The following is a 26,361-nucleotide window of genomic DNA, read 5'->3' as shown; positions in this document are numbered from 1 at the left end:
GACTAAATATTACTTTTACTAAAGTAATTGACTGGTTAAAATAAAATATTATTTCATTTCTTTACCTATTTCTCTGTTTAATTTTCAAAGACCAATTTGCTTTGTCATCATCTGACGACTTCTACTATAATACTAGGTTTTTCTTATTTTGTCAACTACTTCTTTAAAATAAATTTTTATTTAAAATTCATTAAATTGTAATTGTCAGTTAGTTTAGTGTGCCACTTCTATGTGACGACAAGGAGTATTCTATCATATATATATAATGTTACTTTTAACATAAATAGATTCTAACAAGATTAGCTCTATATTTCTATATATAGGTCTAAATACTTCAATATATCGCATTCGGATACGCATGGTAAAATGATTTTAATATTTGTAATATTTAAAATATATTATAAATAATATGCCAATGGTCAACAAAAAAGGTTGCAATGAATTATCATTGCAACCTTTTTGCTAATCTACATTATAATTAAAGACTATATAATTAAAAATTATTTTTCGTGTTGTATTGGCTCCGTACTAAAACTAGCTTCCTTTAGATTCACAACCTTAGTTTTATACTTCACCTTATATCCTATCCATAAAGCTAAGAATAAAGGTAATCCAATATAAGATGCAATAACATTTTTCCAATCGATTGAATCAGCCGTAAAATAAGTTACTCCTTGTCCTAATATAACAATAACACATAATACTAGTGCAAGAATTGGTCCAAACGGGAAAAATTTTGCTTTATATTTTAATAAGTTCATATCTTTTCCTTGCGCTACAAATGCTTTTCGAAAGCGATAGTGACATACTGCAATTCCTACCCATGCTATAAATCCAGCGAGTCCCGAAGCTGCAACTAACCACATGTATACTGTTTCTTGCGCATATAAACCTACTAAAAAAGATGCAGAGGCTACTAATGTAGTAAGTAATAATGCATTTATAGGAACACCGCGAGAATTCACTTTAGAAAGAGCCTTTGGTGCCCTTCCCTCCCTTGCCATTGCGTATAACATACGGCTAGCCGCATACATTCCAGAATTACCACATGAAAGCACTGATGTTAAAACCACAGCATTCATTATACTTGCAGCTCCAGCAATACCTGCTCTTTCAAAAATAGTGGTAAAAGAGCTTGTTGTAACTCCAGCTTGTGTAAAAGGTATCAATGCACTGATAATAAATATTGCCCCTAAATAGAATATTATAATTCTCCAAAATACACTATTAATTGCTTTAGGTACATTTTTTTCTGGATCTTCACTTTCACCAGCAGCAATACCAACGAGTTCTGTTCCCTGAAAAGAGAACCCTGCAATTAAGAAAACCATTAATATACCTTTAAACCCAAATGGGAATGGTCCTTTAGCACCACTTTTAGGATCTAGAAACGTAAAATTTGAAAGCCCAATATGATGTCCCCCAATTATTCCAAAAATCATTGCGACACCAACTGCCAAAAACACTAGAACCGCTACAACTTTGATACCCGCAAACCAAAATTCTGATTCTCCATAAGCCTTAGCAGAAAGCATATTTAACCCGAATAATAATACTAGGAAAGAAATACTCCAAACAAGTGCCGGCACACCCGGAAACCAGTATTTCATAATCATAGCTCCTGCGACCATTTCAACCGCAACGGTAATTGCCCAGTTATACCAATAATTCCAACCTAACGCAAATCCTAATGCTGGATCAACGAATCTTGATGCATATGTTTCAAACGAACCAGTAACTGGCATAAATGTAGCCATCTCACCAAGCCCTGTCATTAAAAAATATACCATTATTCCTATAACGGTGTATGCTACTAACGCTCCACCTGGACCCGCTTCACTTACTGTTCCGCCCGAAGCCAAAAACAGTCCTGTTCCTATTGCTCCACCAATAGCAATCATGTTAAGGTGACGAGACTTTAGTCCTCTTTTTAATTCATTTGTCTTTACTTCACTCATTATAACCTCCCTTAATTTATTGCTATCTAATCCTTAAATATTATTCAACGAAGTAACAAACTTCGCTAATTTAATCATTCCAAAGCTAACATCATTCAATATATTTTACACCATTACTATAGCTATTAGCAATAAATAAAATCCATATTAAGATATTTTATTAGAATTCCAGTATTTTATTTACATATATAAGACGTAAGTGATTTTAACATTAACCTCACTTTATACTCGTTATTTTGATAATTTTATTATTCTCTTTGAGGCTATTGATTTTTCATCCAATATGGTATAACGTAAAGAGTCATAATCAAACAAAATTTAGGGGTGCACAATATGTTTTTAATACCAAGTCCAAAACATTTAGATATAAAAGAAGGTACATTGCAGCTTAAAAGAGATACAGAGATAGTCTTAGATTCTCTCTGTAGTTTCGATGACCTAAATGCTGCTATTTTATTACAAGATGAAATTAAGCAGCAATTAGGCTTCAACTTATTAATAAATAAGGCTTTTGACTGTAATAGCAATAAAGTTATAATTACATTAAAAAAAACATCAGGTCCAAAAGAGGCTTACAGCTTAACTATTGATGGTAACCGCATCGAAATATGTGGTGCTACTTCCATAGGCATATTTTATGGAGTACAGACATTAAGACAAATTATAAGACAAAATGGGGCTTTACTCCCAAAACTTAAAATTGATGATGAACCCTACTTTTCTAATCGTGGATTCTATCATGATGTTACAAGGGGCAAAGTACCAACACTTAAAATGCTTATGGAGCTAGTTGATAGGGCGTCTTTTTATAAAATAAATCAGTTACAATTATATATAGAGCACACTTTTGCATTCAAGGGCATGAGTGAAATTTGGATGGACAAAGATCCACTAACATCCGAAGAAATTTTAATACTAGACCAGTATTGTAACAAAAGACATGTTGAGCTAATTCCTTCATTATCTACATTCGGTCACATGTACGAAGTGCTTAGATCAAAATCTTTCAATGAATTTTGTGAACTAGAAAACAGCGAGGGAGAGGAATATTCCTTTGAGCATAGAATGAATTCACACACACTTGATACAACTAACGAAGGTAGCATAAAGCTTGTTGAAAAAATGCTAATGCAGTATATCCCTCTATTTAGTTCAAACACATTCAATATATGTTGTGATGAAACTTTTGAATTAGGTAAGGGAAAAAGCAAAGCCCGCGCTGATGAGGTTGGAGTTGGAATGTTATACGTTGAATTTTTGAACAAAGTAATAGACATAGTAAAGAAAAAAGGCAAGCGAGTTATGTTTTGGGGGGATGTGATTTTACATCATCCCGAACTTTTAAGTAATATAAGTAAGGATGCCATTTGTCTTAATTGGGATTACAATGAAAATGCCAAAGAAGATGGAACAAAGGCAATAACCGAATCAGGTATGGAGCAATACGTATGCCCAGGTGTATGGGGTTGGAATCAACTAGTGAATAAAGTTGATAAAGGTTTTGAAAATATAAAAAGAATGGTAGCCTATGGTGTAAAATATGGTGCAACTGGCGTTCTAAATACTGACTGGGGTGACTTTGGTCATATAAATTTTTTAAGCACCTCAATTCCTGGCATGGCTTACGCAGCCTCTTTATCATGGAATCCAGACGGAGAAAAAGACTTTGAAAATGTATATAAAGCCATATCTATAATAGAGTATGGCGATGACTCACTTAAACTTGTTTCACTACTTAATCAATTATCAAAGAATCAAGTTGTGGGATGGTATGAACTAGTTGAATGGAAAGAACATTTTAAGAATGATTTAGATATTAAAAAGAGTTTGCGCGATCTTGATTGGAAAAAGATTTTAGAGGGGTATAACCTAGCTTGCGAAATAGAAGATAAGTTCACTAGATTATCTAATAAGGTACGCATAAACACATTTGATCTGCAAGAATTTATTGTCTCAGCGAGAGCAATTCAGTTAGTAGATAGCTTTTTCTTAAACTTACTAAAGAATGAATATGGTACGAATGAAATAAATACAGTATTCACGCCAAGAGATCTCGCTGAAAATCTTGAAGTGTGGTTCTATGATTTTACAAAAATATGGAGAACACGCAATAAAGAAAGTGAATTATATAGAATTCGCGATATTATATCCTACACTTGTAAATATTTAAGAAGTATACACCTTCTTGCTTGTTAACAAATTCCATTTTCAATATAGAACGATAAATAATTTTATCTTATTATGAAAAATTCAAATTAAAAGGTAGAGACTAAAAAAAGTCTCTACCTTTTAATCTTCCATCATAATTTTGATGATTTCCTTGTCTGTTTCTTTCATTCCTTCTTTTGCAAGTTTACCTACATTTGATATAGTAGCTTCAATACCTTTTTTCACAATACCATCGCCACCCTTAAACTGCTGCCCTTCTTTAAACATATGATAGCCTAGAATTCCAGCATCTACAGCTGTAGCAATTTTAGCCGCGCATGATGCTTTGGCACCATCACAAATTATTCCAGAAACTATTGATAATGCATTAACAATTGTATGAGAAATATCTCGATACCCTCCTCCATATAAGTAAGTAATGCCTGCTCCACTTCCAGCGCCGGCACAAACAGCGCCACAATAAGCTGAAAGTCTTCCTATACCAGTCTTTTGATGTATTGTAACTAAATTTGAAATAACCAAAGCTCTATAAAGCTTTTCTTTTGAAACCTTTAATTCATTACCATATTCAATGACAGGTAGTGAAGCTGTCATTCCCTGATTACCACTACCAGAAACGATAATGACAGGTAGTTCACATCCATTCATTCTGGCATCTGACCCTGCAGCTGCTTTCGCCTTTGCTCTTATTTTAACATCAGAGCCATATGTTGAAATTAGAACACTTCCTATATTGGCACCATAACTATTTTTTAATCCTTCTTCTGCGATTTTTGAATTATATTCAATCTGTCTACCAATAATATCTTCTATATCTTTTATATCAACAGAATCTGCAAAATCAACAATATCTTTTACGTTTAGTAATTCTTTACCACTAAGACCTTCTTCTTTTGATGATGTTGATTCTTTGTGATAAAGTATCTCACCATTCTTTTCAATTAAAATAATATTGGTATGATAGTTTACAATTCTTACTTTTACATATGTTTCTTTATAAAATACAGTTATCTGTATATCAAATATAAATGGCGTATCTACAAGTTTAACTTCTATAGGAAAAGTAGATAAGTATTCTTTAATTTTTTCTTTATCTTCATTAGATACATCTGAAATAACTTCTAGCTTTCTTTCAGGGTTGCCTGCTATAATACCAGCTGCTGCTGCAGCAGCAATTCCTTTTAAATGACCTGTATTTGGAACTATAACACTTTTAACATTTTTAATAATGTTGCCGCTCACTTCTACAATAGTTCTATCAGGCGTATGACCTAATACATCTTTAGCTTTTGCCGATGCATATGCAATTGAAATTGGTTCAGTACATCCCATTGCAGGTACCATCTCTTCTTTTAAAATCTGTAAATAAGTTTTATAAATCAAATCACTATTTTTCATTTTGTTACTCTCCTTGTATAATTTGATTCGTTTGGGTCTTGATATAAATGATTGTAGTTGTTTAGGCCATACTTGGACCTTAGAAATTCTTAGCAAAGTCTACTAAAATTTCTTTATATTTTATAACAGAACTTATCAAAACATATTCGCCGTCACCATGCCATTTCTCTCCACAAGGTCCAAATTCTACAGCAGGTATATTGTATTTTGAGAAAAACCTTGTATCTGATGAACCGTGTTGCCCAAATAATTTGCATTGGGATTTTGTGTGTTTTAAGGTGATTTCTCTTAATAATAAAACTGATCTGTCATTTATATCAGTTTTTACAGGGTCCCCCGTTGCATGTATTAGTATATTACAATCTACCACTTTTTTTATTTGATTAACAATTTCTTCTGCAGATTGTGTAGGAAGGAATCTTATGTCCAGGCTCATCTTGCAATAGTCGGGTACTTTATTATAAACTTCGCCACCTGATATTTTAGCTAAATTTATGGAGGGGCCTTCATATAGTTCAGTACTTTCTTTTGTAAAAGGAAGATTTCTTATTTTATTAAATGATTCATAGGCACTGGATATAGCATTAATACCTTGCCACGGTCTACTTCCATGAGCCGAAACACCGTGAAATTCTAGATCTAATTGAAGAATTCCTTTTGCTTGAACTCCAATGTTTAATTGAGTAGGCTCGCCACATAAAATGAAATCTCCTAAGAACTTATTTGTAGATAAGAATTTCGAACAATTCTCGCCACCGGTTTCTTCATCTGTAACTAGCTGAAGCATTACCCGGCAAGAAGGGCCCTCATCCCTTAATTCTGACATAGCAATCATCATAGCACATACTCCTGCCTTCATATCAGAAGAACCTCTTCCAAACAGTTTATCACCTTCTATATACGGAGAAAATTGCTCTTCTTCACCTGAAACTACATCCAAATGACCGTTGAATACTAAAGTTTTATCTCCACTTCCAATTGAAGAAGTTAGAAATTTGCACCCATTATTTTCAAATATTTTACATGGTAAATTGTTTTCTAAAAGCCATTCCTTGCAGTATATTAAAAGTTCATTTGATTTTTCTATAGTACAGCTATTATACCTAATTAGGTTTTTTAATAAATCTATTTCCTTCATTATGCTACCTCCTCGTTTGTAATGTATATTTATGGACGGTACCTGAGGCTTTGGCAATGAAAATTCTTTAAATACCTATATCTTGCTATTTACATAGTTTGTGTTTTATTGATTTTATTAGAATCTAAATGCTTCATTATAAAATATAATGGAACACCAATAAGTAATGCACCAAGTCCCCAAATTATTTGTATTTTTGTTGCTTTGCTTAACAGCCAAATACTAGCTAGCACCGAAAGTGTAGGCAATACTGGTCCAAAAGGAACTCTAAAAGTACTCTTTAAGTCAGGTCTCTTTTTTCTAAGTACTGTTACAGCAAGACAAGTGGGAATATATTGAGCAAATCTTGATACAACACTTATTGCAGCTAATTGAGTGAAACTACCAGTTAGTGCAATTAAAGATGCAAGAACAACTGTAATAATAATTGCTATATAGGGAGTTCCAAATCTACTATTTTTAGCAATAATATTAGGCATTAATCCGTTTTCGGCAAGGGCAACCCCAGATCGTGGGGTAATAAAGGAGGCTGCAATATTTATTCCTCCAATAGATATAAGTGTTCCTGCAGTTACTAATGTTCCACCAAAAGATCCTAGAAATGTTTTTGCTGAATCTGCGACTGGAGTAACACTCTTAGCTAAATTAGGTCCTAAAGTTCCGATAGCAACAGCCTGAGTCATTATGTAAATTACTGATGCAAGACACATAGTAATAATTATGGCAATTGGTATGTTTTTTTGGGGATTTTCCATATCCTCAGCTGCAACAGCAATAGATTCAAACCCTGTAAAAGCATAAAATATTAATATTGCTGCAGCACCAAAGGTTGACCCAGAAGCTCCGTGTGGAAATATAGGAGTAAAATTTGATCCTTTAATAAAAAATATTCCAATAGCTGCAAAAAGTATTAATGGAATAAGCTTGCCAACAGTAATGATATTATTCATATACTTTGCAATTTGAACACCTAAAATGTTTATAATTCCGAGACCTACTAAAATGCTAACGGCAACAATATTTTTTGTGGCTCCAACTGCCGCTTGTGGCCAAATAGCTGATAAAGCGGTAGCAAATGCAACTGCCATAGTTGCCCAAGCAATTATACTTATAGCCCATTTCATAATTCCAACTTCAAAACCTACAAAATTTCCAAAGGCCTCTTTAGCATAAATGTAGGGACCTCCATTTTTTTCAAACATACCAGCTGTCTCTGCGAAACATAAAGCCATGGATAAAACTAGAAACATATCAAATACATATGCCCACAAACTTCCTGGACCCATTATTTTCATAGCCTTGCCTGGCAATAAGAATATTCCAGATCCTATAACCCCATTAATTCCAAGAAGAACAATACTGAAAAGACCAAATTTTTTCTTGTCATTCATTTTTTATAGCCTCCCTTTCTTTGATTCTTTTACTAATTCCTTAAATATGTTAAGCATTGCTTGTGAACTTTTCATCATCATTTCAGGATGCCATTGTACGCCTAACACAAAGGGAGCTTGGTCACCTTCTATAGCTTCAATTACACCATCTTTTGAAGTGCCAGTAACCTTAAATCCATGTCCAACGTTCTTTAAGCATTGATGATGAAAACTATTGGTTAATACTTTATCACCTAAAATATTAACTAAAATAGAATCTTCCTTAATATAAACAGAATGCGTTGGTACATCTCGTTTTGAACTCTGCATATGCTTTATATAACATCCATCTAGCTCAGATAAGTCTTGGTAAATAGTCCCGCCATAAAGCACATTTAATATTTGTATGCCTTTACAAATTCCAAGTACTGATTTACCATTATCAATAGCATATTTTACAGCCTTTAAATAAAATTCATCTACCTTTGGATAAATAAAACCAGATTTTTGAGATGGTTCCTCTCCATATTCTATAGGATTAACATCATACCCACCAGAAATAATTATCCCATCACTCAAATCTATTTGGGTTCTAATAACATCCTCATCACTATTAACAGGTATAATAAGAGGTACTCCGCCAGCTAAAAGTACAGATTCAATATAGTCATTGTTTACATAGGATTTCTCTATGCCTGGGAACATGCCGTTTTCCATAATGAGTAAATTTCCGAGTATTCCAATAATAGGTTTTTTCATTAAACTCACCTCCATTCTATAAAACTATACTAGCAAGTTCTATGCCACACATAAGTAAAACATTAATTATTATTTATTTTAATGTACCTTGTAGTTAAATTCACCATTTTTATAAAAAAAAATTGAATTGTAATTCATTTTCTATATAGATATTAAGTTTAGGGATGTTTTATAGGATTAATAGGTTATATAGTTAACCTATTAATCACCCAATTTAAAAAAGTATTCCCTTTTATTGTTATTTTACTACCCGTTCTGCCTCTGCTTGAAGATATTATTGCTAATTTATTCAAAATACTCATAATCCTTCTTACTTCTGCTTCACTTAAAATTATATTTTTTAATTTTAAGCTTTCTTCAATGCTACATCTTCCAACTCCTAAATTTAAACTATTTTGTTTTTTTATAATTTTTAGAACTTCTATAGCATTTAGAAGACTATTTTTACTTTCAAGAAATGAAAGCTCTTTGCTAAAATCTAAGCCATAATTAACTATGTAATAGGGCAAATTTTCTGTTTTTACTACTGAATCGCTCATTAGTGCAATATATGAAGCTACATTTTGTATTTCCCTTATATTACCTGGCCAAGGATAGCTTAAAAATATATTTGTTACTTCATCTGAAAGTTGTATGTTTTTTTCTTCTCCAATGAAATAATTTATTAAAGCTATTATGTCTTCTTTTCTGTCTCTAACTGGAGGGATATTAATAGGGAGAACATTAATTCTATAGAAGAGATCTTCCCTAAATTTCCCTTGCTCTATTAACTTAATTAAATTCTTGTTAGTTGCAGCAATAACTCTTATATTAATATTTATTATCTTTTGAGAACCAATTCTCATAATTTGTCTTTCTTGAAGCACTCTAAGTAATCTTGCCTGAAGTGAAAGGGGCATGTCGCCAATCTCATCTAAAAAGATGGTGCCATTATTTGCTTGTTCAAATAAACCTGCTTTCCCATTCTTCAGTGCTCCGGTAAAAGAACCAGCGTCATATCCAAACAGTTCACTTTCAAGCAAGCTTTCTGGAACGGCAGCACAGTTAATAGCAACAAATGGTCTATTCTTTCTATGAGACGAACTATGGATTGATTGAACAAAGAGTTCCTTTCCTGTTCCGCTCTCCCCAGTAACAAGTACTGTCAAGTCTGAGCCTGCAATCTTAGTACCCAAAGTAATGCATTCCAGCATAACGCTTGAATTTGTTTTAATGCAATTAAAATCATATCTAGCTATTAGACCTTTGGTTTTTAACTTATCAGACAAATTTTCTTCTAGTTGCTTTAAGTACGTAACTTCATTTACATTAATATAGCAGGCTTTCTTCTCTCCATAATAATCAATGATCTCCTTATTTATAACTAAAAACTTATCTTTAAACTCCACTAATTCATTCTTCACAAGTTCTTTTTTAAGAATATCTGCTAAGTTTTCATCTAAAATATCTCTCATATTACAATTTATATGATTGCCTCTAAGATTAAATATTTTTTCAAAGGCTTTATTATAAAAAACAATTATATTTTCTGTATCTATGAGAAGGATTCCTTCTCTAGACATATTTATAACGGTGTCTAGTTCTTTATTCTTTACAGAGAGTTCCCTATACTTTTCATTAATGCCGCTGTCTAAATTTACAATTTCCTTAGAATACTTGAATAGTCTAGTATTTATCAGCTTGCTATTTAGCTTTAATTTATAAATTATATTAATAAATATAGATACATCAATGCATCTATTACCAATATCTATAATTTTTTCAATGTATTCTGGTACCCTATGAGATTCCCCTGGTGTTATTGCACATTTAATATCTTCATAATTTTTTGCTTTATCAAAAGGTATTAAATGGATATTATTTACACCTATTCTATAAAGTAATGATACTGTTTCTAATGTTGTTTCTTTATTATCATTAACCACAAGAACATTTCTTCCCTTTTGAATGTTAAATATTTTATATACCTCATTTTCCTTAATAGTTCTAGCAATAACTATTATGTTTTCTCTATTTTTAACATATTTCTCTATTTCTAATGCCTTCTCATGCAACATAACTAATACAACATCGTCAGTTATTTCATCCTTATTTATTAATTCATCTAAAAAATAGCTATTTATTATAACGAAATCCTTATATATTTCTTCAATATTTTTTTTTAGAAATATTGCAACTTGAGAATTAGTGTTTGTAACAATTCCTATAGATTTCAATGTTTTCACCCCCGCTTATTTATTATATTTTGCGCAACATTTTTATATTTGTCAATTGCTTAAGTATATCATGTAATAAAATTAAGAGGTGTCATAATGAATGATATAGAGTTACTAAACAAATTAATAATTTTATTGTTTTATTGTTTTATTATCCTAACTAAGAATAAGATATTTTAAAATGGGCATATTTGAAATAAAAAGAACTTTATAAAAAAATTTATGCACCCATAATAAATTAATTATTTTAGTAGGAGGATAACAATGAAGCAGATATTTATAAGGATTAAAAAAGGCGATAATTTTTACAATAAAGATATGATGGACTCAACTTGCGTCGAAAGAATGGATTGGTATAACACATTAAGCAAAGGACAAATAATGAGTGTATTAGAGGAATTTGTAACTAATAACATCACAAAAGAAAATAATTTTCATTAATCTATAAATATAAAGGCTGACACCGTAAAAATGATGTCAGCCTTTATATGTCATTTTTAATTTACAACATTAATTGGTTTTCCCTTTATAAATGATTCTATATTACCCGCCATGAGTTCAATCAATCTTTGCCTAGACTCAAAACGTCTCCACCCTATATGTGGAGTTAAAATTACATTTTCCATATCAAACAAGGGATTATTAATTTCTGGTGGCTCAGGGTCCTGAACATCTAGCGCAGCTCCTGCAATATCACCATTTTGCAGAGATTTTATTAAATCAGTTTCTTTTATTATTGATCCCCTTGATGTGTTTATTATAAAGGCCGAAGACTTCATTAACTTAAGCCTATCCTTATTAATTAGGTGTAATGTATCTTTTGTTAAAGGGCAGTTAATCGATACAAAATCACTCTGTTTGAGCAATTCTTCAAGTGAAGCAAAGTGTACATTTGGATTCTCCCATGATTGCTCTGATCGACTATATATAATAATATTCATCCCTATTGCTAAGGCAATTTTTATAACCTCACGTCCAATAGCACCATATCCACCGATGACTCCAAGTGTTTTGTTTTGAAGTTCAAAATGTGGCAACTGTAAATGTTTATTAAAATTATCGAAGTTTTTTTCTTTGAGCATAATTTGTTGTTGTATTAATGAAGAACTAAAATTTAATATGTAGGTAATTACTAGATTTGCAACTGCTTGTGTGCTATAGCTTGGAACATTGCAAACTGTAATACCTTTTTTTCTTGCGCAAGCAATATCAATATTGTTATAGCCTGTCCCAGCTTCGCATATAAGTTTAACAGAGGACGGGAACTCTGATATTAATTTACCACTCAAAGGTAATTCCTTCGTAATTATAATAGTTTGGCCTTTAACTCGCTCTAAAATTTTTTCATTTATATTTTCATCATATTTTGTGAAAGTGCTCAGTTTAGTTATCGACGAAAAATCTAGTTTATTGTCAAAGTTAAGTTTTGCTAAATTTAAAAATACTGTGTTTACCATATATATGCCTCCTAGAGTATAAATTTTTATAACTAATACTACTACTGTTTGCCTTAAAAATAAAGTATTTATACAAAATGACCTATTTAAAATAGGATTTTCAAAGAAAATCCTATACATGCCTTCTCAGATGTTTTAATGCGTTTTTTTCTATCATAGCTACTTGCTCTTTTGATATGCCTACTTCACTCGCCGCTTCCATTTGAGTTTTTCCATTAACAAACCTTAAATTTACAATTAATTTTTCCCTAGCATTTAATTTTTTCATTGATTCTCTAATTGATATGTTATTTGGAAAACTATCCTCTAAGTTTTTGTTGTCTTGTTTTTTATTCATTTCGCAAATTTCATCCACGTCCTGATAATAAATTGGTTCAATTAACGATATAGGCTCTTGAATAGTATCTAAAGCTAATACTATGTCCTCACTAGTTAATTCAAGTTCCTTGGCTATTTTAGATATAGTAGGCTCTATATTGTCTTGTTTCGCTAATCTGTCTCTAACTTGTAATACCTTATATGCAATATCTTTTAAATATTCGCTTAATCTTATTGAATTATTATGGTTTAAATACCTTCTTATTTCTTCGATTATCATTGAAACTGCATATATTGAAAACCTAGCGTCTCGGCTTAGATCGTAATTATCAATCGACTTCATTAAACCAATACAACCTACATGAAATAATTTTTCTACCTTTTCACCTCTGTTGCTAAAATGCTTTATCACACTTAACACTAATTTAAGATTTCCTTCAATAAATTTCTCTCTACATTCATATTCTCCATTTTGTATCCTAAATAGTAACTCCTGCATTTGTTTTTCATCTAATACCGGTAATTTTGAAATATTTACCCCACATATTTCTACTTGATTAAAGATCATAAGGTCACCATTCCTTTCAGAGTATTTGACTTAAATTATGTCCTTATGATGTATTATTATACTAAAGACAACCTATAAATATTTTATTTTGTTTTATATCAAATAAAATGAACCACTATCAGATTATTGATAATGGCTCACTATATTATATTTTCTTAATTAATCCACGTATTTTTCAAGTGTTAACCTTACAGAACCTGTACTTTTTATCATTTCATTGAAATAGTTTTCTACTTTTTCTCCAAGTCCTACATTATATAGATTAACCCCAAATATTTCTTCATTAGAAAGTATAAGTTTTAATTTATTACCTACTTTTTCCGACCTATTTAACTTAATGTCTGAAACATAAGTTTTAAGTGTAGTTAATAATGGATCTGGGCTCAACTCCATTTTCTCACCATTATCGTCTATTGCCATCAAATACCTGCACCAGCCAGCAATAGCAAGAGGAATATATTTAAGATTTTTGGGTTCTAAATCTTCTCTTTGCATATAAGACTTAATTGTTTCGCCAAATCTTATTCCAATTTTTTGAGAAGTATCTGATACTATCCTTTGTGGAGTATCTGGTATATATGGATTGGGAAGTCTTACCTCAATTACTTCTTTAATGAAATCTTTTGGATTAAATATTTTAGGATCAACAACCACTGGCATCCCTTCAATATATCCAATATTCTCCACTAGCTTCTTTAAAGCTGGATCTTTCATTTCATCTGCAATAAGATTAAATCCAAGTAAACATCCGAAAATCGCAAGCGTTGTATGAAGTGGATTTAAGCAAGTACACACCTTCATTTTTTCTACCCTTTCCACAGTTTCTCTATCAGTGAAAAATACACCAGCCTTTTCAAGTGGCATCCGTCCATTTGGAAAACTATCTTCTAATACAAGATATTGTGGTCCTTCTGCATTAACGAAAGGTGCAATATAAGTATTACCTTTTGTAATAACTATATCGGTACTATCGAACCCAGATAAATTCAATGTTTTTTTAACACTATCCGAGGGCCTTGGTGTAATTTTGTCTATCATGCTCCATGGAAATGATACTTTATCTGGATTATTGATATACTTTAGAAAGTTTTTCTCAACCAAACCATTGTTAGCCCATTTTTCTACAATTGTATTTATTGCTTTATAGAGTTTTTCACCATTATGTGAACAGTTATCCATACTTACAAGTGCAATAGGCAATTCGCCACTTTTATACCTTTCATGCATGAGAGATGCAACTTTAGCTATAACGCTCCTCGGATGTTTTAGTCCATCTTCTACATCTTTATCTGAAATGTTTTTTAAACTATACCCTTTTTCTGTTATAGTGAAACTTACCATACTTAAAGATGGTTTTTTGAATATTTTTTGTAGACGTTCCCATTCATCTTCCCTTGAATAATCACACCCTAAACTTTCACCTATACTTCCAATGACTTTTTTATCTAAACTTCCATCCGGTTTCATAGTTACAAGTAAACTTAGATTATCATAAGGAGTATAAATTTTATCTATAATTTCATAATCATATCCCTCAACTGCAACAATACCCGTATCTGCAATTCCATTATTTAATAACGTTTGTTGCAAAGTTGCAATAAATCCACGAAATATGTTTCCTGCTCCAAAATGCACCCATGTAGGATTTTCTGTTGTTAAATCTGACATCTTATCACAATCAAATTTGGGAAGTTCTATTCCTGCTTTTTTCCATAATTCATCTTTTTTTATATTTAACTTACTTAACTCTAATTTTTCCATTTCTATTATCATCCTCTCTATTCGTTAATTTTTTTTCAACGATATTGCATAGTCGCCAATTGTTTAATCCGACTATATATTTAAATACCACTATTATTACTATCCTATATTCAACCCATTATAGATATCGTTTACACGTTAATTTAAAAAATAATTCTACTTTTACAACAAGTAAATTTAATAAGGTTTTCTTTCCATTTCATTAGCAATCGTCACACTACCATTCTAATATACTTGTATGTCAGTTGTGTTATATTTAATATTATATCATATTTTTTTATAAATTCAATGTATATTTTCTTTTATTCGAATAATAATTTTCCCATTTTTAAAATATATAACACTTATTAAATGTTGTTATAATTTTTTATATAAGAGTTAACAAAAATAACGCCATATAAATATCACTTCTTTTAAGTTAATATTTATATGACGTTTTTAACTAGATGTCAGTTATAACTTACATTTAGTCTTATATTTTTGAGTCTTTTATAACTTCCTTAAGTACCTTCGAAGATTCCAAAAGCTCTTTATTCTCTTCCTCACTAAGTCTAACCTCTAATATTTTTTTTACTCCCTCTCTACCTACAACTGTTGGCACTCCCATATAAATGTCATCAATTCCGTATTCACCTTTTAATAGAGATGATACCGTAAGAATAGAATTCTCATTACTTAATATTGCTTCAACTATCCTTTTAATAGCTAGGGCAACAGCATAATAAGTTGCACCCTTCTTTTGGATAATAGTATAAGCCGCTTCCTTTACTTCCTTATATATATTATACTTCAGCTCTCCATCACATTTATTAGGACATGTAGAACAAAACTCATCAACATCCATACCTGCAATACTAGTTATACTCCATGCTGCAATTTCCGAATCCCCATGTTCACCCATTATGTAGGTATGAATATTTCTTGCATCAATTTCAAAATGCTTACTAAGCAAGTATTTAAATCTTGATGTGTCAAGTACAGTACCAGAACCAATTACTCTATTACTTGGAAAACCTGATAACTTATAAGTTATATAAGTCAATATATCAACAGGGTTTGACACTACTAATAATATAGAATTTGGGCTAAATTTTACAACTTCCGGGACTATGCTTTGAAATATTTTTAAATTTTTAGAAATACAATCAAGCCTTGTTTCACCTGGCTTTTGACCAACCCCCGCTGTAATAATTACTATATCTGAATCTTTTGTATCCGAATATTCTCCTGAAGTTATCTCTATTGGCCTTACGAAGGAAACACCATGCGATAAATCCATTGCCTCGCCCTCAGCTTTATTCTTATTTATATCTACAATTACAATTTCAGTTGCAAGTCCTCCATTCATTAGAGCAAATGCAGTAGTTGACCCTACAAATCCAGCTCCAATAATGGATATTTTATTTCCTTTTGTTCTCATAAAAAGACTCCCTTTCTTTATTAACATTATATACTAATTAATAATAAATATCAACTACGCTTTGCTTAATGTATTTTTATCCACTATATGGTTAATTTTTATTAACAAATTAAAATTATAGTTTTCTTTAAAAATAATATCCTCACAACCATATATACGTATATTATATTCATCTAGTATTTCCTTTAAATGATCATTAAATACATTTCCTGTAATGTTAATATTTTTTATATTACATAATAATAATGGTGTTTTATAAATATTGTTGTTCGAAATATAATTAAATTCATTATTTTTTATAACTATATTGTTACTTATCATTTTATTAGGATTATATATCTCTAGCCCACCAAATAATTGTGAGTTTTGAATTATTATATTAGTGCAATTTTGAACTATATAGACTTCACCACTACAATCAAAATGACAAGAATCAATTATAATCTTATAACAACCAACATTATTTGAGGACACATTACATATTAAATGTACCTTTCTACCTTTTGCATTATACCCAGACTCTTTTTCTATAACATTTAGTGCTAAGCAATTAATCATTTTTGCATTAAATATATTGCTGTCCTTTATTGCACTAAGCCTAAATGAATGTTTTTTACTATTTCTTGATAAACAACTATCTAGTGTTACATTATCAATTATTAAATTTTCATTGTTAATGGAAGATGAAACAATGGCGTAAGCTGTTTGTGGTGCATTTGTAACTATAATGTTTTCTAAAGTTATGTTTTTGGCATTACATACAGCTACTCCATTTATATAGGTAGAACTAGAAATTTTCTCTGCACAATAAATACTTAAATCTTTGATAACAATACTTTGCGCAGGAATTATCTTACCTATATACTTTCCAAGTAATGGATAGCTTAAATTAGGCGTTAACCCATATACATTTAATACAGCCCCAAAAACACCCATAAAATCTGTAGTTCTCTTAATTATTGAGTTGTTACCATCAACAATTAAATTTTTGCCGTATAACACAATCTCTTTATTACATAGATAAACTTTTTCATTTTCAAACTTTAATCTATCTATATTATTATCAAAACAATATTTTATTGCACTTTGAATAGCTAACGTATCATCTATTATTCCATTTCCTATAGCTCCAAATTCATAAACATTTAATTCTATCAATTTACCACCTCTAGAGATAATTAGTTGTTGTAGCCTTCATAGTATAAAAATTTTACATTAACTATTTAGTACTCCCTATGCTCTTCATAATAATTAACGCTGTATCCTCTATAGCTCTTTTAGTAACATCGATAGTTAAACACCTTGTCTTTTTCATTATTTTTTCAGCAAAATCTAATTCATCTAGTATTCTTGCGTCATTAGAATATTGAAAACTAGAATTAAGTCCACTAAATTTATCCATTCTATGTTTCCTAATTTCAATAAGCTCAAAAGGATTTATTGTAAGACCTATAATCTTTCTTCCTGGAATATTATACAATTCTTCTGGAACAGGGACTTCAGGCACTAAAGGTATATTTATAGCCTTTACTCCCTTATTAGCTAAATACATACATAATGGGGTCTTTGAAGTTCTTGAAACCCCAATGAGAACTACATCCGCAAGCTTTATTCCATTATAATCGCGACTATCATCAAACTGAATAGCAAATTCCATAGCTTCTATTCTTTTATAATATTCCTTATCCATATTCCATATTGCCCCGGGAATATATTCTGGCTGTTTGTTTAATAACTTGGATGCAAGACCTATAACTGGTCCTAAAATATTTGATATGAATACCCCTTTTTCTACACATCTTTGGACTAGGAATTCCTTCACATCTACCATAATAATAGTTGAAATTATCATTGCTTTAGAATTATCTTCTATTTTACTAATAAATTTATTAACATCTTCAGCTGTCTTAATATATGGTACTCTTTTTATTATAATACTACTTGGAAACTGACTTTCTACTGATTTTGCTACAAGTTCTGCTGTTTCTCCTATAGAATCCGATACCGCATATATTGTTAACACCTTAACATCATCTACCTTCCTAATTTAGGTATTCCTCTTAGACTATCATTATGATAATTATATTAAATTATCCTTCCTTAATAGATCATATAATGTTGGTTTTAAATTAAATGAAGTCATTAACTCATTTACTTCGGACAAAGCCTTTTCTTTTATCTCTAAAGGTATATTAGCTTTTGTTGCTCTAATTAATATGTTTTTGGGAGACTGGTCTATATCTATAAATTCTAAAAGTTGTGTTTTGTATCCGGAGCATTCAAGAAGATTTGCACGCGCTGCGTCTGTCATAAGTGCGGAAACTCTTTCCTTTACTATTCCATACTTTGTTAGTATAGCTAATGATTCCGTTTTAATTTGACTATTAAATTCATGTTGGCAGCAAGGAACAGAAAAGATCATTTCACTATTCCACTTTATTGCATTGTACAAAGCATAATCAGTAGCAGTATCACATGCATGTAATGTAATTACCATATCAACCTTATTTTCATATTTAAAGCCATTTATATCTCCTAGCTCGAACCTCAAATTTTCATAATTATATCTTTTTGCTATCTCGTTACATTTTCCGATTACATCCTCTTTAAGATCAAGTCCTATCATTTTCACATTAATTTTCTTAATTTCAACAAAGTAATAATATAATACAAATGTTAAATAAGACTTGCCGCATCCAAAATCTATTATAGTAAGTTCCTTATAATCGTTATTTTTAATTTCATCATCAATAACTTCAACAAATCTATTTATTTGCTTATATTTATCATATTTTGAATTAACAACCTTGCCCTCTTTTGTGAAAATCCCTAAATCTATAAGAGGCTTTATTATCATACCCTCTTTAAGAATATAATTTTTTTCTTTATTATGACCCTTGCTTGTAAGCTTTTCATTGTCACTCATTTTGTGTCCCAAATGAACCTTACCTTTTTTAGATATTTTCAAATCAAAGGTTGTAGTACCAGCCCAAGCATCAAGTTGTTTATATTTCCCTTGTACATATTCCAAAAGCTTTTCCTCTAAAATATCAACGTTAATATTTTCATGAAAAACTTGTTTATCAGTCGTTTTTTCTATTTGGTAATATTGTTTTTCATCATCTTCCTTCAATACAAATGTTATTTTATTATATTCTACATCCTTATTAATTTTATTGCTAATAACTACCTTTATAATATCTTGTTTAACTATTTCATCAATTGCTTTCTTTAAGTCTTCCATCTTAAGCACTCCTAGTAATTTATTTTAACTAATTCTCTATCTAATAACATTATTATATACCAAGTTAATTAATACTAACACTTTAAATACCCTATTTCTATTAAATAAAATTAAGGTACAGCTTCTAATAAAAGCTGTACCTTAATTTTGCAATAAACATTTACTCAGTAATTTCTTTTTTATTCATGACATCCTTGTTCTTTTTTAATTCTACGATCCATACTTTAACGCTTTCAAATAATATTATTGCAAGCATAATAACTAATATAGTTGACATAACCGCAAGTACTATTTTATTTTGTGGAATATAATTATTGAATATATTTTCTATAGCTGCTGTAAATGTAGTAACCGATATAAATATCAGTGGCAAAACTGTAATCAACATATACTTTTGTTTACCATTTTTAATTAAAAATGTAGTACCAATTGCAAATGCTATTGCTGCAAGTGTCTGGTTTGCAACACCAAATAATGGCCAAATGGTTGATACATTTCCTGTATAAAGAAGATATCCCCATGAAAATGACATTAAAGCACTAAATAATATTATATTACCCCAAGAATTCTTTTTAGCAAACGGTTTATATATCGAAGCTGCTAAATCTTGTAATAAGTATCTTCCTATTCTAGTTCCAGCATCTATTGTTGTTAATATAAATAATGCCTCGAACATAATGCAGAAATGATACCAATAAGCCATTAATTTAGTTAATCCTGGAATTTTATAAAATACATATGACATACCTACTGCAAGTGATACCGATCCACCTGGTCTTCCTGCTAACTGCTCTCCAACCATTCCTGAGAGCATTGGAAGTTCCTTTGGTATCATGTTAAGTTTATCAAATACTGCTGGTAGTGAATTTATTGCAAAATAATCTGCTGTTGGAAGTACTGAAGCTGCAATTAAAGCCATTAAAGCTATAAACGCTTCTATTAGCATGCACCCATATCCTATTGGAAGTATATCTTTCTCATTTTTTATAAGCTTCGGCGTAGTTCCTGAGCTAATTAGTGCATGAAATCCCGATAAAGCACCGCAAGCTATTGTTATAAACAGGAATGGGAATACTTTTCCTGGAATAATTGGACCACCACCATGAACATATTGAGTTATTGCTGGCATTTGGAGTACTGGTCTTACTATAATTATTCCGAGTGCAAGTGCACCTATAACTCCAAGTTTCATATAAGTACTTAAATAATCCCTAGGTAACAATAAAAGCCAAACCGGAAGTGCCGCTGCAAAGAAACCGTATACAGCAAGTATAATAGACATTTGTTTAGCATCAAAAGTTAAAAATTGTCCAAATGCTGTATGTTGAATAAATGGTCCTCCAATAACCCCTACCATAATAAGAACCATTCCAATTACAGTAGCCTCTGCTATTTTTCCTGGTCTTATATATTTCATATAAATTCCTATGAACATAGCTACTGGTATTGTGAACCCAACTGTAAATGTACCCCATGGGCTATTGAACAATGAATTAACAACTGGAATACCAAGACCTGCCATTGTTATTATAAGTATAAATAGAACTGCAATAGATGTAACCAAACCCATTTTCTTACCAAAGTAAATTTTAGCAAGCTGAGCTATTGATTGACCATCATGTCTAACAGATGCAAATAATACCACCATATCATGAACACCACCGCCAACTACTGCGCCGATCAATATCCATAGAGTTCCCGGTAAGTATCCAAACTGTGCTGCAAGAACTGGTCCGATAAGTGGTCCTGCACCTGCAATAGCTGCAAAATGATGTCCTAGCAACACCCATTTATTGGTTGGTATAAAATCTCTGCCATCATTATGTACCTCCGATGGCACTTTATTTTTTTCATTCAGAACCAAAACCTTAGCGGCTATAAAAGCACCATAGGTTCTGTAAGCAATAATAAGAACAAGAGCGGCAACGATTACTAATACAATAGAATTCATAACACTTACTCCTCTCAAAATATATTTATAAATCAAATAATTAATGTAACTATATTATATTGCTACGCTTATTCACCGTAAATATATTTGCGGTGAAGTGTAACATTTAATGGTCTAAGTGTACAATAGTTACTTTGAATAGTATTCATAAAATCGTTATCATTTAATTTGTATTTTATTTTTTTTCAGCTATAATTTAATTATAAGATAAAATAAGGATGTGAATTTATATATTATATTTACAACTAATGGAGGGAATGTCACTTGTTGCTCTAACAGCATATATATTCAGCCATTCGAACACATTTAAGAACTTAATTAAAGATAGTATAAATCTTAAAGATAAAATAATTATGATAATGTTTTTTAGCATATTATCAATACTTGGGACCTATATTGGTGTTGATATTCAGCCTCACGCTATTGCAAATACTAGGCCTATTGGAGCTATTGTCGCCGGAATGATGGGCGGACCTATTGTTGGAATTATTGTTGGAACTATTGCAGGAATACATCGTTATACTTTAGGTGGCTTTACAGCGGCTGCATGCTCAGTTGCAACTATTATCGAGGGCCTTACAGGTGGACTTATTAGACTATATTTAAAGGATAAAAATTTTAGCATTAAGACAGCATTTATTGGTGGCTTTATTGCTGAAACATTTCAGATGTTATTAATACTATTAATAGCAAAACCTTTTTATCAAAGTCTCGCCTTAGAAAAAGTAATAGCATTCCCTATGATATTAGTAAATTCTCTTGGTGTTGCAATCTTTTTGGACATAATAAACAGAATAAAAATCGAAAATGCAAGAGCCGGAGCAATACAAGCACAGAGAGTACTTGCGATTTCTAAACAGACTCTATTTTACATGAGATTAGGCTTAAGTAAAAACACCGCAGATAAAATAGTAAAAATAATATATAAAATTGGTATTGTGAAAGGTGTATTTATAGCTGATAAAAAGACACTTCTCTCTTACTGTGGAGAGTCTTTATCCGAAATTTTGTTATCGCATAATTTAGGTTCTGTATTTTCGCAAAATAGCTCTAAAGTTATTAAATTTAAGGATAAATTTAAAGATGAGGTATTTTACTGTGTTCCACTAATGATAAATGAAAATAAATTTGAAGGTATACTAGGATTAAAAGTGAAAAGTGAAAAGGATTTAGACTCTTATTTTATCGAATTCTGCCAAGAACTAGGAAGCCTACTTTCTATGCAAATTGAACTTTACACGTTAAATAAATTAGCAGAAGGTGTCCAAGCGGCTGAGCTTAAATCACTAAGAGCTCAAATACATCCACATTTTTTCTTTAATGCGCTAAATACTATATCCTGCTTTTGTAGAACAGATCCAATGAAAGCAAAAGATTTAATTCTAGACTTATCAAACTATTTTAGGAAAACTCTAAAAAGGGATGATGATTTTGTAACATTAAATGAAGAAATTGAATTAATTAAGTCATACGTTCACATAGAACAAGCAAGGTTCGGACCAAGACTTAAGGTGTATTTTAACATCCCTCTAGAAATATTAAATTTTAAAATACCTGTATTCTTACTTCAGCCCCTAGTAGAAAACTCAATAAAGCATGGAATTCATGGTAAAAAAGATGGGGGCTCTGTTTTTATAAATGCTGAAGATACATCTAACGATATTATATTTGAAGTAACCGATACTGGTGTCGGAATGAATCCCCAAAAGTATAAAGAAGTAATAACAAAATGGCCTGGTATTGGTCTTAAAAATGTAAACGATAGACTTATACTTTTGTATGGCCCACAGTATGGAGTAGATATTAAAAGTGTTTACAATGAAGGAACAAGAATAAAAATAATAATACCAAAGGGGTGATGAAAGTGTACAAAATAAAATGCATTATTGTTGAAGATGAAATGCCCTCAGCATCGGAGCTTGAATATCTTCTTTCCCAGTATAACTTTATTGAGGTTATCGGTATTGCGTATGATAATATTGAGGCAATAGATCTAATAAATGATGTTACCTTTGACGTTGCATTTTTGGACATAAATATTCCCCTTGGCAACGGAATGGAACTTGCAAGACATATAAAGGATGACAATAAAGCAATAGACATTGTATTTGTGACTGCCTACAACATGCATGCCATAGAAGCTTTTGAAATACAGGCATTCGATTATATACTCAAACCCTTTGATGAAGATCGCATCGCAACAACTATTAATCATTTAAAGGAAAAATATATAGCTAATAAACAAGATCAAAATGATGTTGTCAATATAATTAGTGAACTGATCAATAACTTAAATAAAGTTGATATAAATTTAAAAAGAATTCCTTGCGTAGAAAATGGCATTATTAAACTAATAGATGTTAACATGATATATTATTGTTATACAGAAGATGAAAGAACCTATGTTAAGACATATGATAAAAGCTACTTTACAAATTATACTCTTTGCAAAATTGAAGCCAGAACTAATTTTTTCAGAGTTCACAGAAGTTATCTTGTTAATATAGATAAAATCAATGAATTGTACTCATGGTTTCACGGGACTTATAAATTAGTTATTAATGATCTTAAAAAAACTGAAGTCCCTGTAAGTAGAAGCAATGTTCACAAATTAAAGCAACTACTTGGTATATAGAAAAATTTAGTTTATAAATTTTTCTATTCCTACTGCTATTCCATCATCTAAAACATCACATGTTACCTTTTTAGCGTGACTTTTAACCTTTTCACTTGCATTTCCCATAGCAATACCACATCCAACTGACTCTAACATTTCTATATCATTTATACCATCCCCAAATGCATAACTATTTTCTACAGGAATATTTAAATGATTGAGTACTCTCATTATTCCAGATGCTTTTGTTTCCCTACTAGAATAAACTTCAAAAATATTACTTGATATATTATGGTTACAATCAAATTCATTACCCTGTAATGATAGGCAATATTCTTCTGCCTCTTTACTTTTGCATAACATCTCCATTTTATAAATATCAATATCAATATCACTAATATTGTACTCGTTCTTTATATACTTCCTTGATATATGAAAACTATCATAATATGCATATAAATCTTCACATTCACTCTTCATATATGAATATTTTTCACCTTCCAATATATACTCAATATTAAATTTCTCAAAATTATTTATTATTGTTTCTACAACATCTTTCTTAATTTCCTGTTTGTAAATTAATTCTTCTCTAACTACTACTTGTGCACCATTAGTAAACACAAAACCGTCAAAACCAAATTTTAATAATTCTTCACTTATAAACGCATATGGTCTACCAGTTGCAATAAAGATATAATTACCCTCAGCTTGTAATTTTCTAATAGATTTTTCAACTTCCTTCGTGATTTGTGTAATGCCTCTTGTACAATCAATTAATGTACCATCTATATCAAAAAATATTACTTTTTTCATGTTTTAATCTCCTCTTTAGTTCTTATTTAATAAAAAATTTTATGTTCTATCTATATGATAAAACATCAGTTACTACTTGTCCAATATTTAAGCTAAAATAAGTCATGGGATATTTCTTATTTTGAAATATCCCATGACTTTTTTTAAGTTATTTTTATATAAATATAATTAATAAAATTTTCTTTATTTCTTACGAATGTATTTTCTTATGTCGACTGCAACTGCTGATACTATAATTAAACCTTTTATTATTTGTTGCCAATATGGATTAACCCCTATAAATGTTAGTCCGTAATTAATAACACTAAATATAAGTACACCTACTACAATACCCGGCACAGTACCAACACCACCAGCAACTGACCAGCCACCAACAACACAAGCCGCGATTGCATCTAGTTCGTAACCGTTACCATAATTATTTGTAGCTCCACCAGTTCTCGCCGCTTCAAGAACACCAGCTATACCATAAAGTACACCTGCTATTACATATATCCAAAGCAAACATTTTTTTACATTAATACCTGAAACTATCGCAGCTTCTCTATTTCCACCTATAGCATATACATCTTTACCAAGCTTTGTCTTATTTAAAACAACATAGATTACTAATGTAACTATAATTGCTATAATTATTACATATGGAATTCCTAAAAATGATTGTGTTCCAAGTGCAGTAAAATCAGCCCTTAGACCACCTATCGGCTGTGATTTATTTGGAGGAAGATCAAAATAAATTGAGTTTGCTCCATAAACAATAACCATTGTTCCAAGTGTTGCTATAAATGGTGGTACCTCAAACCTCGATACTATAAAACCATTTAAGAGACCAACTATACCTCCAGCTAAAATACCTGCTAAAATAGGAACTACCATTGGCAAATGACCTAAATTCGGATAAAATTTACTTGTATAATCAGCCGCTTGAATCATTGAAGCAGATATAACTGCTGCAAGACCTACCACACGTCCTGCTGAAAGATCAGCTCCAGCTGTTAGAATTGCAAAACAAGCTCCAAGTGCAATTATAACTCTTGTGGAACTTTGAATCAAAATATCCTTAGCAGTGCTAAGTGAAATAAATCGTGGGTCCTTTACAGCAATACCTATTATTAATACTACTAAAACAACATATATAGCATTTTGTTTAAAAAAAGCACCTATATTTTTCTTTTTAGTTATTTCCATTTCCCTTACCCCC

Annotated in this window: 20 protein-coding genes; 4 read left to right on the top strand and 16 right to left on the bottom strand. The window is 30.9% G+C overall.

Features of this window, described 5'->3' with window-relative positions:
• Window positions 1-500: 500 nt before the first annotated feature.
• Window positions 501-1,958 carry an amino acid permease gene (locus KPL44_RS20360; RefSeq protein WP_216253974.1) on the bottom strand — a complete coding sequence of 486 codons (1,458 nt, stop codon included), beginning with the start codon at window positions 1,956-1,958 and terminating at the stop codon, window positions 501-503.
• A gap of 333 nt (window positions 1,959-2,291) precedes the next feature.
• On the opposite strand from KPL44_RS20360, the gene KPL44_RS20355 reads away from it, so the two are divergent.
• Window positions 2,292-4,154, top strand: coding sequence for a glycoside hydrolase family 20 zincin-like fold domain-containing protein (locus KPL44_RS20355; RefSeq protein WP_216253971.1), 1,863 nt, complete (start codon window positions 2,292-2,294; stop codon window positions 4,152-4,154).
• A 93-nt stretch (window positions 4,155-4,247) separates the two neighbouring features.
• On the opposite strand, the gene KPL44_RS20350 is transcribed toward KPL44_RS20355, so the two are convergent.
• The 5 genes from KPL44_RS20350 to KPL44_RS20330 all read right to left on the bottom strand — a co-directional run bounded on the left by KPL44_RS20350 (window position 4,248) and on the right by KPL44_RS20330 (window position 11,017).
• On the bottom strand, window positions 4,248-5,525 hold the full coding sequence (locus KPL44_RS20350) for an L-cysteine desulfidase family protein (RefSeq protein WP_216253967.1): 1,278 nt from the start codon (window positions 5,523-5,525) through the stop codon (window positions 4,248-4,250).
• A gap of 79 nt (window positions 5,526-5,604) precedes the next feature.
• Window positions 5,605-6,663 (bottom strand): M20 family metallopeptidase, encoded by a 1,059-nt coding sequence (locus KPL44_RS20345; protein WP_216253965.1) that lies wholly within the window; start codon window positions 6,661-6,663, stop codon window positions 5,605-5,607.
• Between the two features lie 89 nt (window positions 6,664-6,752).
• Entirely contained in the window at window positions 6,753-8,054 is a 1,302-nt protein-coding gene (locus KPL44_RS20340) for an APC family permease (RefSeq protein ID WP_216253962.1), read from the bottom strand.
• 3 nt (window positions 8,055-8,057) lie between these two features.
• The gene (locus tag KPL44_RS20335; RefSeq protein WP_253201870.1) at window positions 8,058-8,792 is read right to left on the bottom strand and encodes a gamma-glutamyl-gamma-aminobutyrate hydrolase family protein; all 735 of its coding nucleotides are present in this window, start codon (window positions 8,790-8,792) and stop codon (window positions 8,058-8,060) included.
• Between the two features lie 185 nt (window positions 8,793-8,977).
• The gene (locus KPL44_RS20330) at window positions 8,978-11,017 is read right to left on the bottom strand and encodes a sigma-54 interaction domain-containing protein (RefSeq protein ID WP_331702808.1); all 2,040 of its coding nucleotides are present in this window, start codon (window positions 11,015-11,017) and stop codon (window positions 8,978-8,980) included.
• A 255-nt stretch (window positions 11,018-11,272) separates the two neighbouring features.
• Here KPL44_RS20330 and KPL44_RS20325 point away from each other — a divergent pair, with 255 nt between their 5' ends.
• Window positions 11,273-11,449: a hypothetical protein gene (locus KPL44_RS20325; RefSeq protein WP_216109093.1), complete on the top strand. Its 177-nt coding sequence runs from the start codon at window positions 11,273-11,275 to the stop codon at window positions 11,447-11,449.
• A gap of 56 nt (window positions 11,450-11,505) precedes the next feature.
• Here the strand turns inward: KPL44_RS20325 and KPL44_RS20320 are convergent, their stop codons facing one another.
• From KPL44_RS20320 to KPL44_RS20285, 8 genes are all read right to left on the bottom strand, one after another.
• Window positions 11,506-12,465, bottom strand: a complete 960-nt coding sequence (locus tag KPL44_RS20320; protein WP_216253942.1) for a 2-hydroxyacid dehydrogenase — start codon at window positions 12,463-12,465, stop codon at window positions 11,506-11,508.
• Between the two features lie 112 nt (window positions 12,466-12,577).
• Entirely contained in the window at window positions 12,578-13,351 is a 774-nt protein-coding gene (locus KPL44_RS20315) for a sigma-70 family RNA polymerase sigma factor (protein ID WP_216253939.1), read from the bottom strand.
• A gap of 159 nt (window positions 13,352-13,510) precedes the next feature.
• A complete protein-coding gene (locus tag KPL44_RS20310) occupies window positions 13,511-15,112 on the bottom strand; it encodes a mannitol dehydrogenase family protein (protein ID WP_253201869.1) in 1,602 nt (533 codons plus the stop codon).
• A gap of 472 nt (window positions 15,113-15,584) precedes the next feature.
• Window positions 15,585-16,532, bottom strand: coding sequence for an L-lactate dehydrogenase (locus KPL44_RS20305; protein WP_216253932.1), 948 nt, complete (start codon window positions 16,530-16,532; stop codon window positions 15,585-15,587).
• A 54-nt stretch (window positions 16,533-16,586) separates the two neighbouring features.
• Window positions 16,587-17,690, bottom strand: coding sequence for a glycoside hydrolase family 55 protein (locus KPL44_RS20300; protein WP_216253929.1), 1,104 nt, complete (start codon window positions 17,688-17,690; stop codon window positions 16,587-16,589).
• Window positions 17,691-17,751: 61 nt separating this feature from the next.
• On the bottom strand, window positions 17,752-18,555 hold the full coding sequence (locus KPL44_RS20295; RefSeq protein ID WP_216253924.1) for a pyruvate, water dikinase regulatory protein: 804 nt from the start codon (window positions 18,553-18,555) through the stop codon (window positions 17,752-17,754).
• Window positions 18,556-18,612: 57 nt separating this feature from the next.
• Window positions 18,613-19,776 carry a class I SAM-dependent methyltransferase gene (locus KPL44_RS20290; protein WP_216253921.1) on the bottom strand — a complete coding sequence of 388 codons (1,164 nt, stop codon included), beginning with the start codon at window positions 19,774-19,776 and terminating at the stop codon, window positions 18,613-18,615.
• 160 nt (window positions 19,777-19,936) lie between these two features.
• The gene (locus KPL44_RS20285; protein WP_216253919.1) at window positions 19,937-21,727 is read right to left on the bottom strand and encodes a carbon starvation CstA family protein; all 1,791 of its coding nucleotides are present in this window, start codon (window positions 21,725-21,727) and stop codon (window positions 19,937-19,939) included.
• Between the two features lie 230 nt (window positions 21,728-21,957).
• Here KPL44_RS20285 and KPL44_RS20280 point away from each other — a divergent pair, with 230 nt between their 5' ends.
• Window positions 21,958-23,586, top strand: a complete 1,629-nt coding sequence (locus KPL44_RS20280; protein WP_216253988.1) for a LytS/YhcK type 5TM receptor domain-containing protein — start codon at window positions 21,958-21,960, stop codon at window positions 23,584-23,586.
• Window positions 23,587-23,591: 5 nt separating this feature from the next.
• The gene (locus tag KPL44_RS20275) at window positions 23,592-24,362 is read left to right on the top strand and encodes a LytR/AlgR family response regulator transcription factor (protein ID WP_216253986.1); all 771 of its coding nucleotides are present in this window, start codon (window positions 23,592-23,594) and stop codon (window positions 24,360-24,362) included.
• A gap of 6 nt (window positions 24,363-24,368) precedes the next feature.
• On the opposite strand, the gene KPL44_RS20270 is transcribed toward KPL44_RS20275, so the two are convergent.
• Window positions 24,369-25,160, bottom strand: coding sequence for an HAD family hydrolase (locus tag KPL44_RS20270; RefSeq protein WP_216253915.1), 792 nt, complete (start codon window positions 25,158-25,160; stop codon window positions 24,369-24,371).
• 183 nt (window positions 25,161-25,343) lie between these two features.
• Window positions 25,344-26,348: a galactose/methyl galactoside ABC transporter permease MglC gene (gene mglC / locus KPL44_RS20265; RefSeq protein WP_216253912.1), complete on the bottom strand. Its 1,005-nt coding sequence runs from the start codon at window positions 26,346-26,348 to the stop codon at window positions 25,344-25,346.
• Between the last annotated feature and the right edge of the window lie 13 nt (window positions 26,349-26,361).

The sequence above is a fragment of the Clostridium sp. DSM 17811 genome, from assembly GCF_018861905.1.
Taxonomy (GTDB): domain Bacteria; phylum Bacillota; class Clostridia; order Clostridiales; family Clostridiaceae; genus Clostridium_AD; species Clostridium_AD frigoriphilum.
The sequence above is the reverse complement of the archived record's forward strand: the minus strand, read 5'-3'. Positions and strand labels throughout refer to the sequence as shown.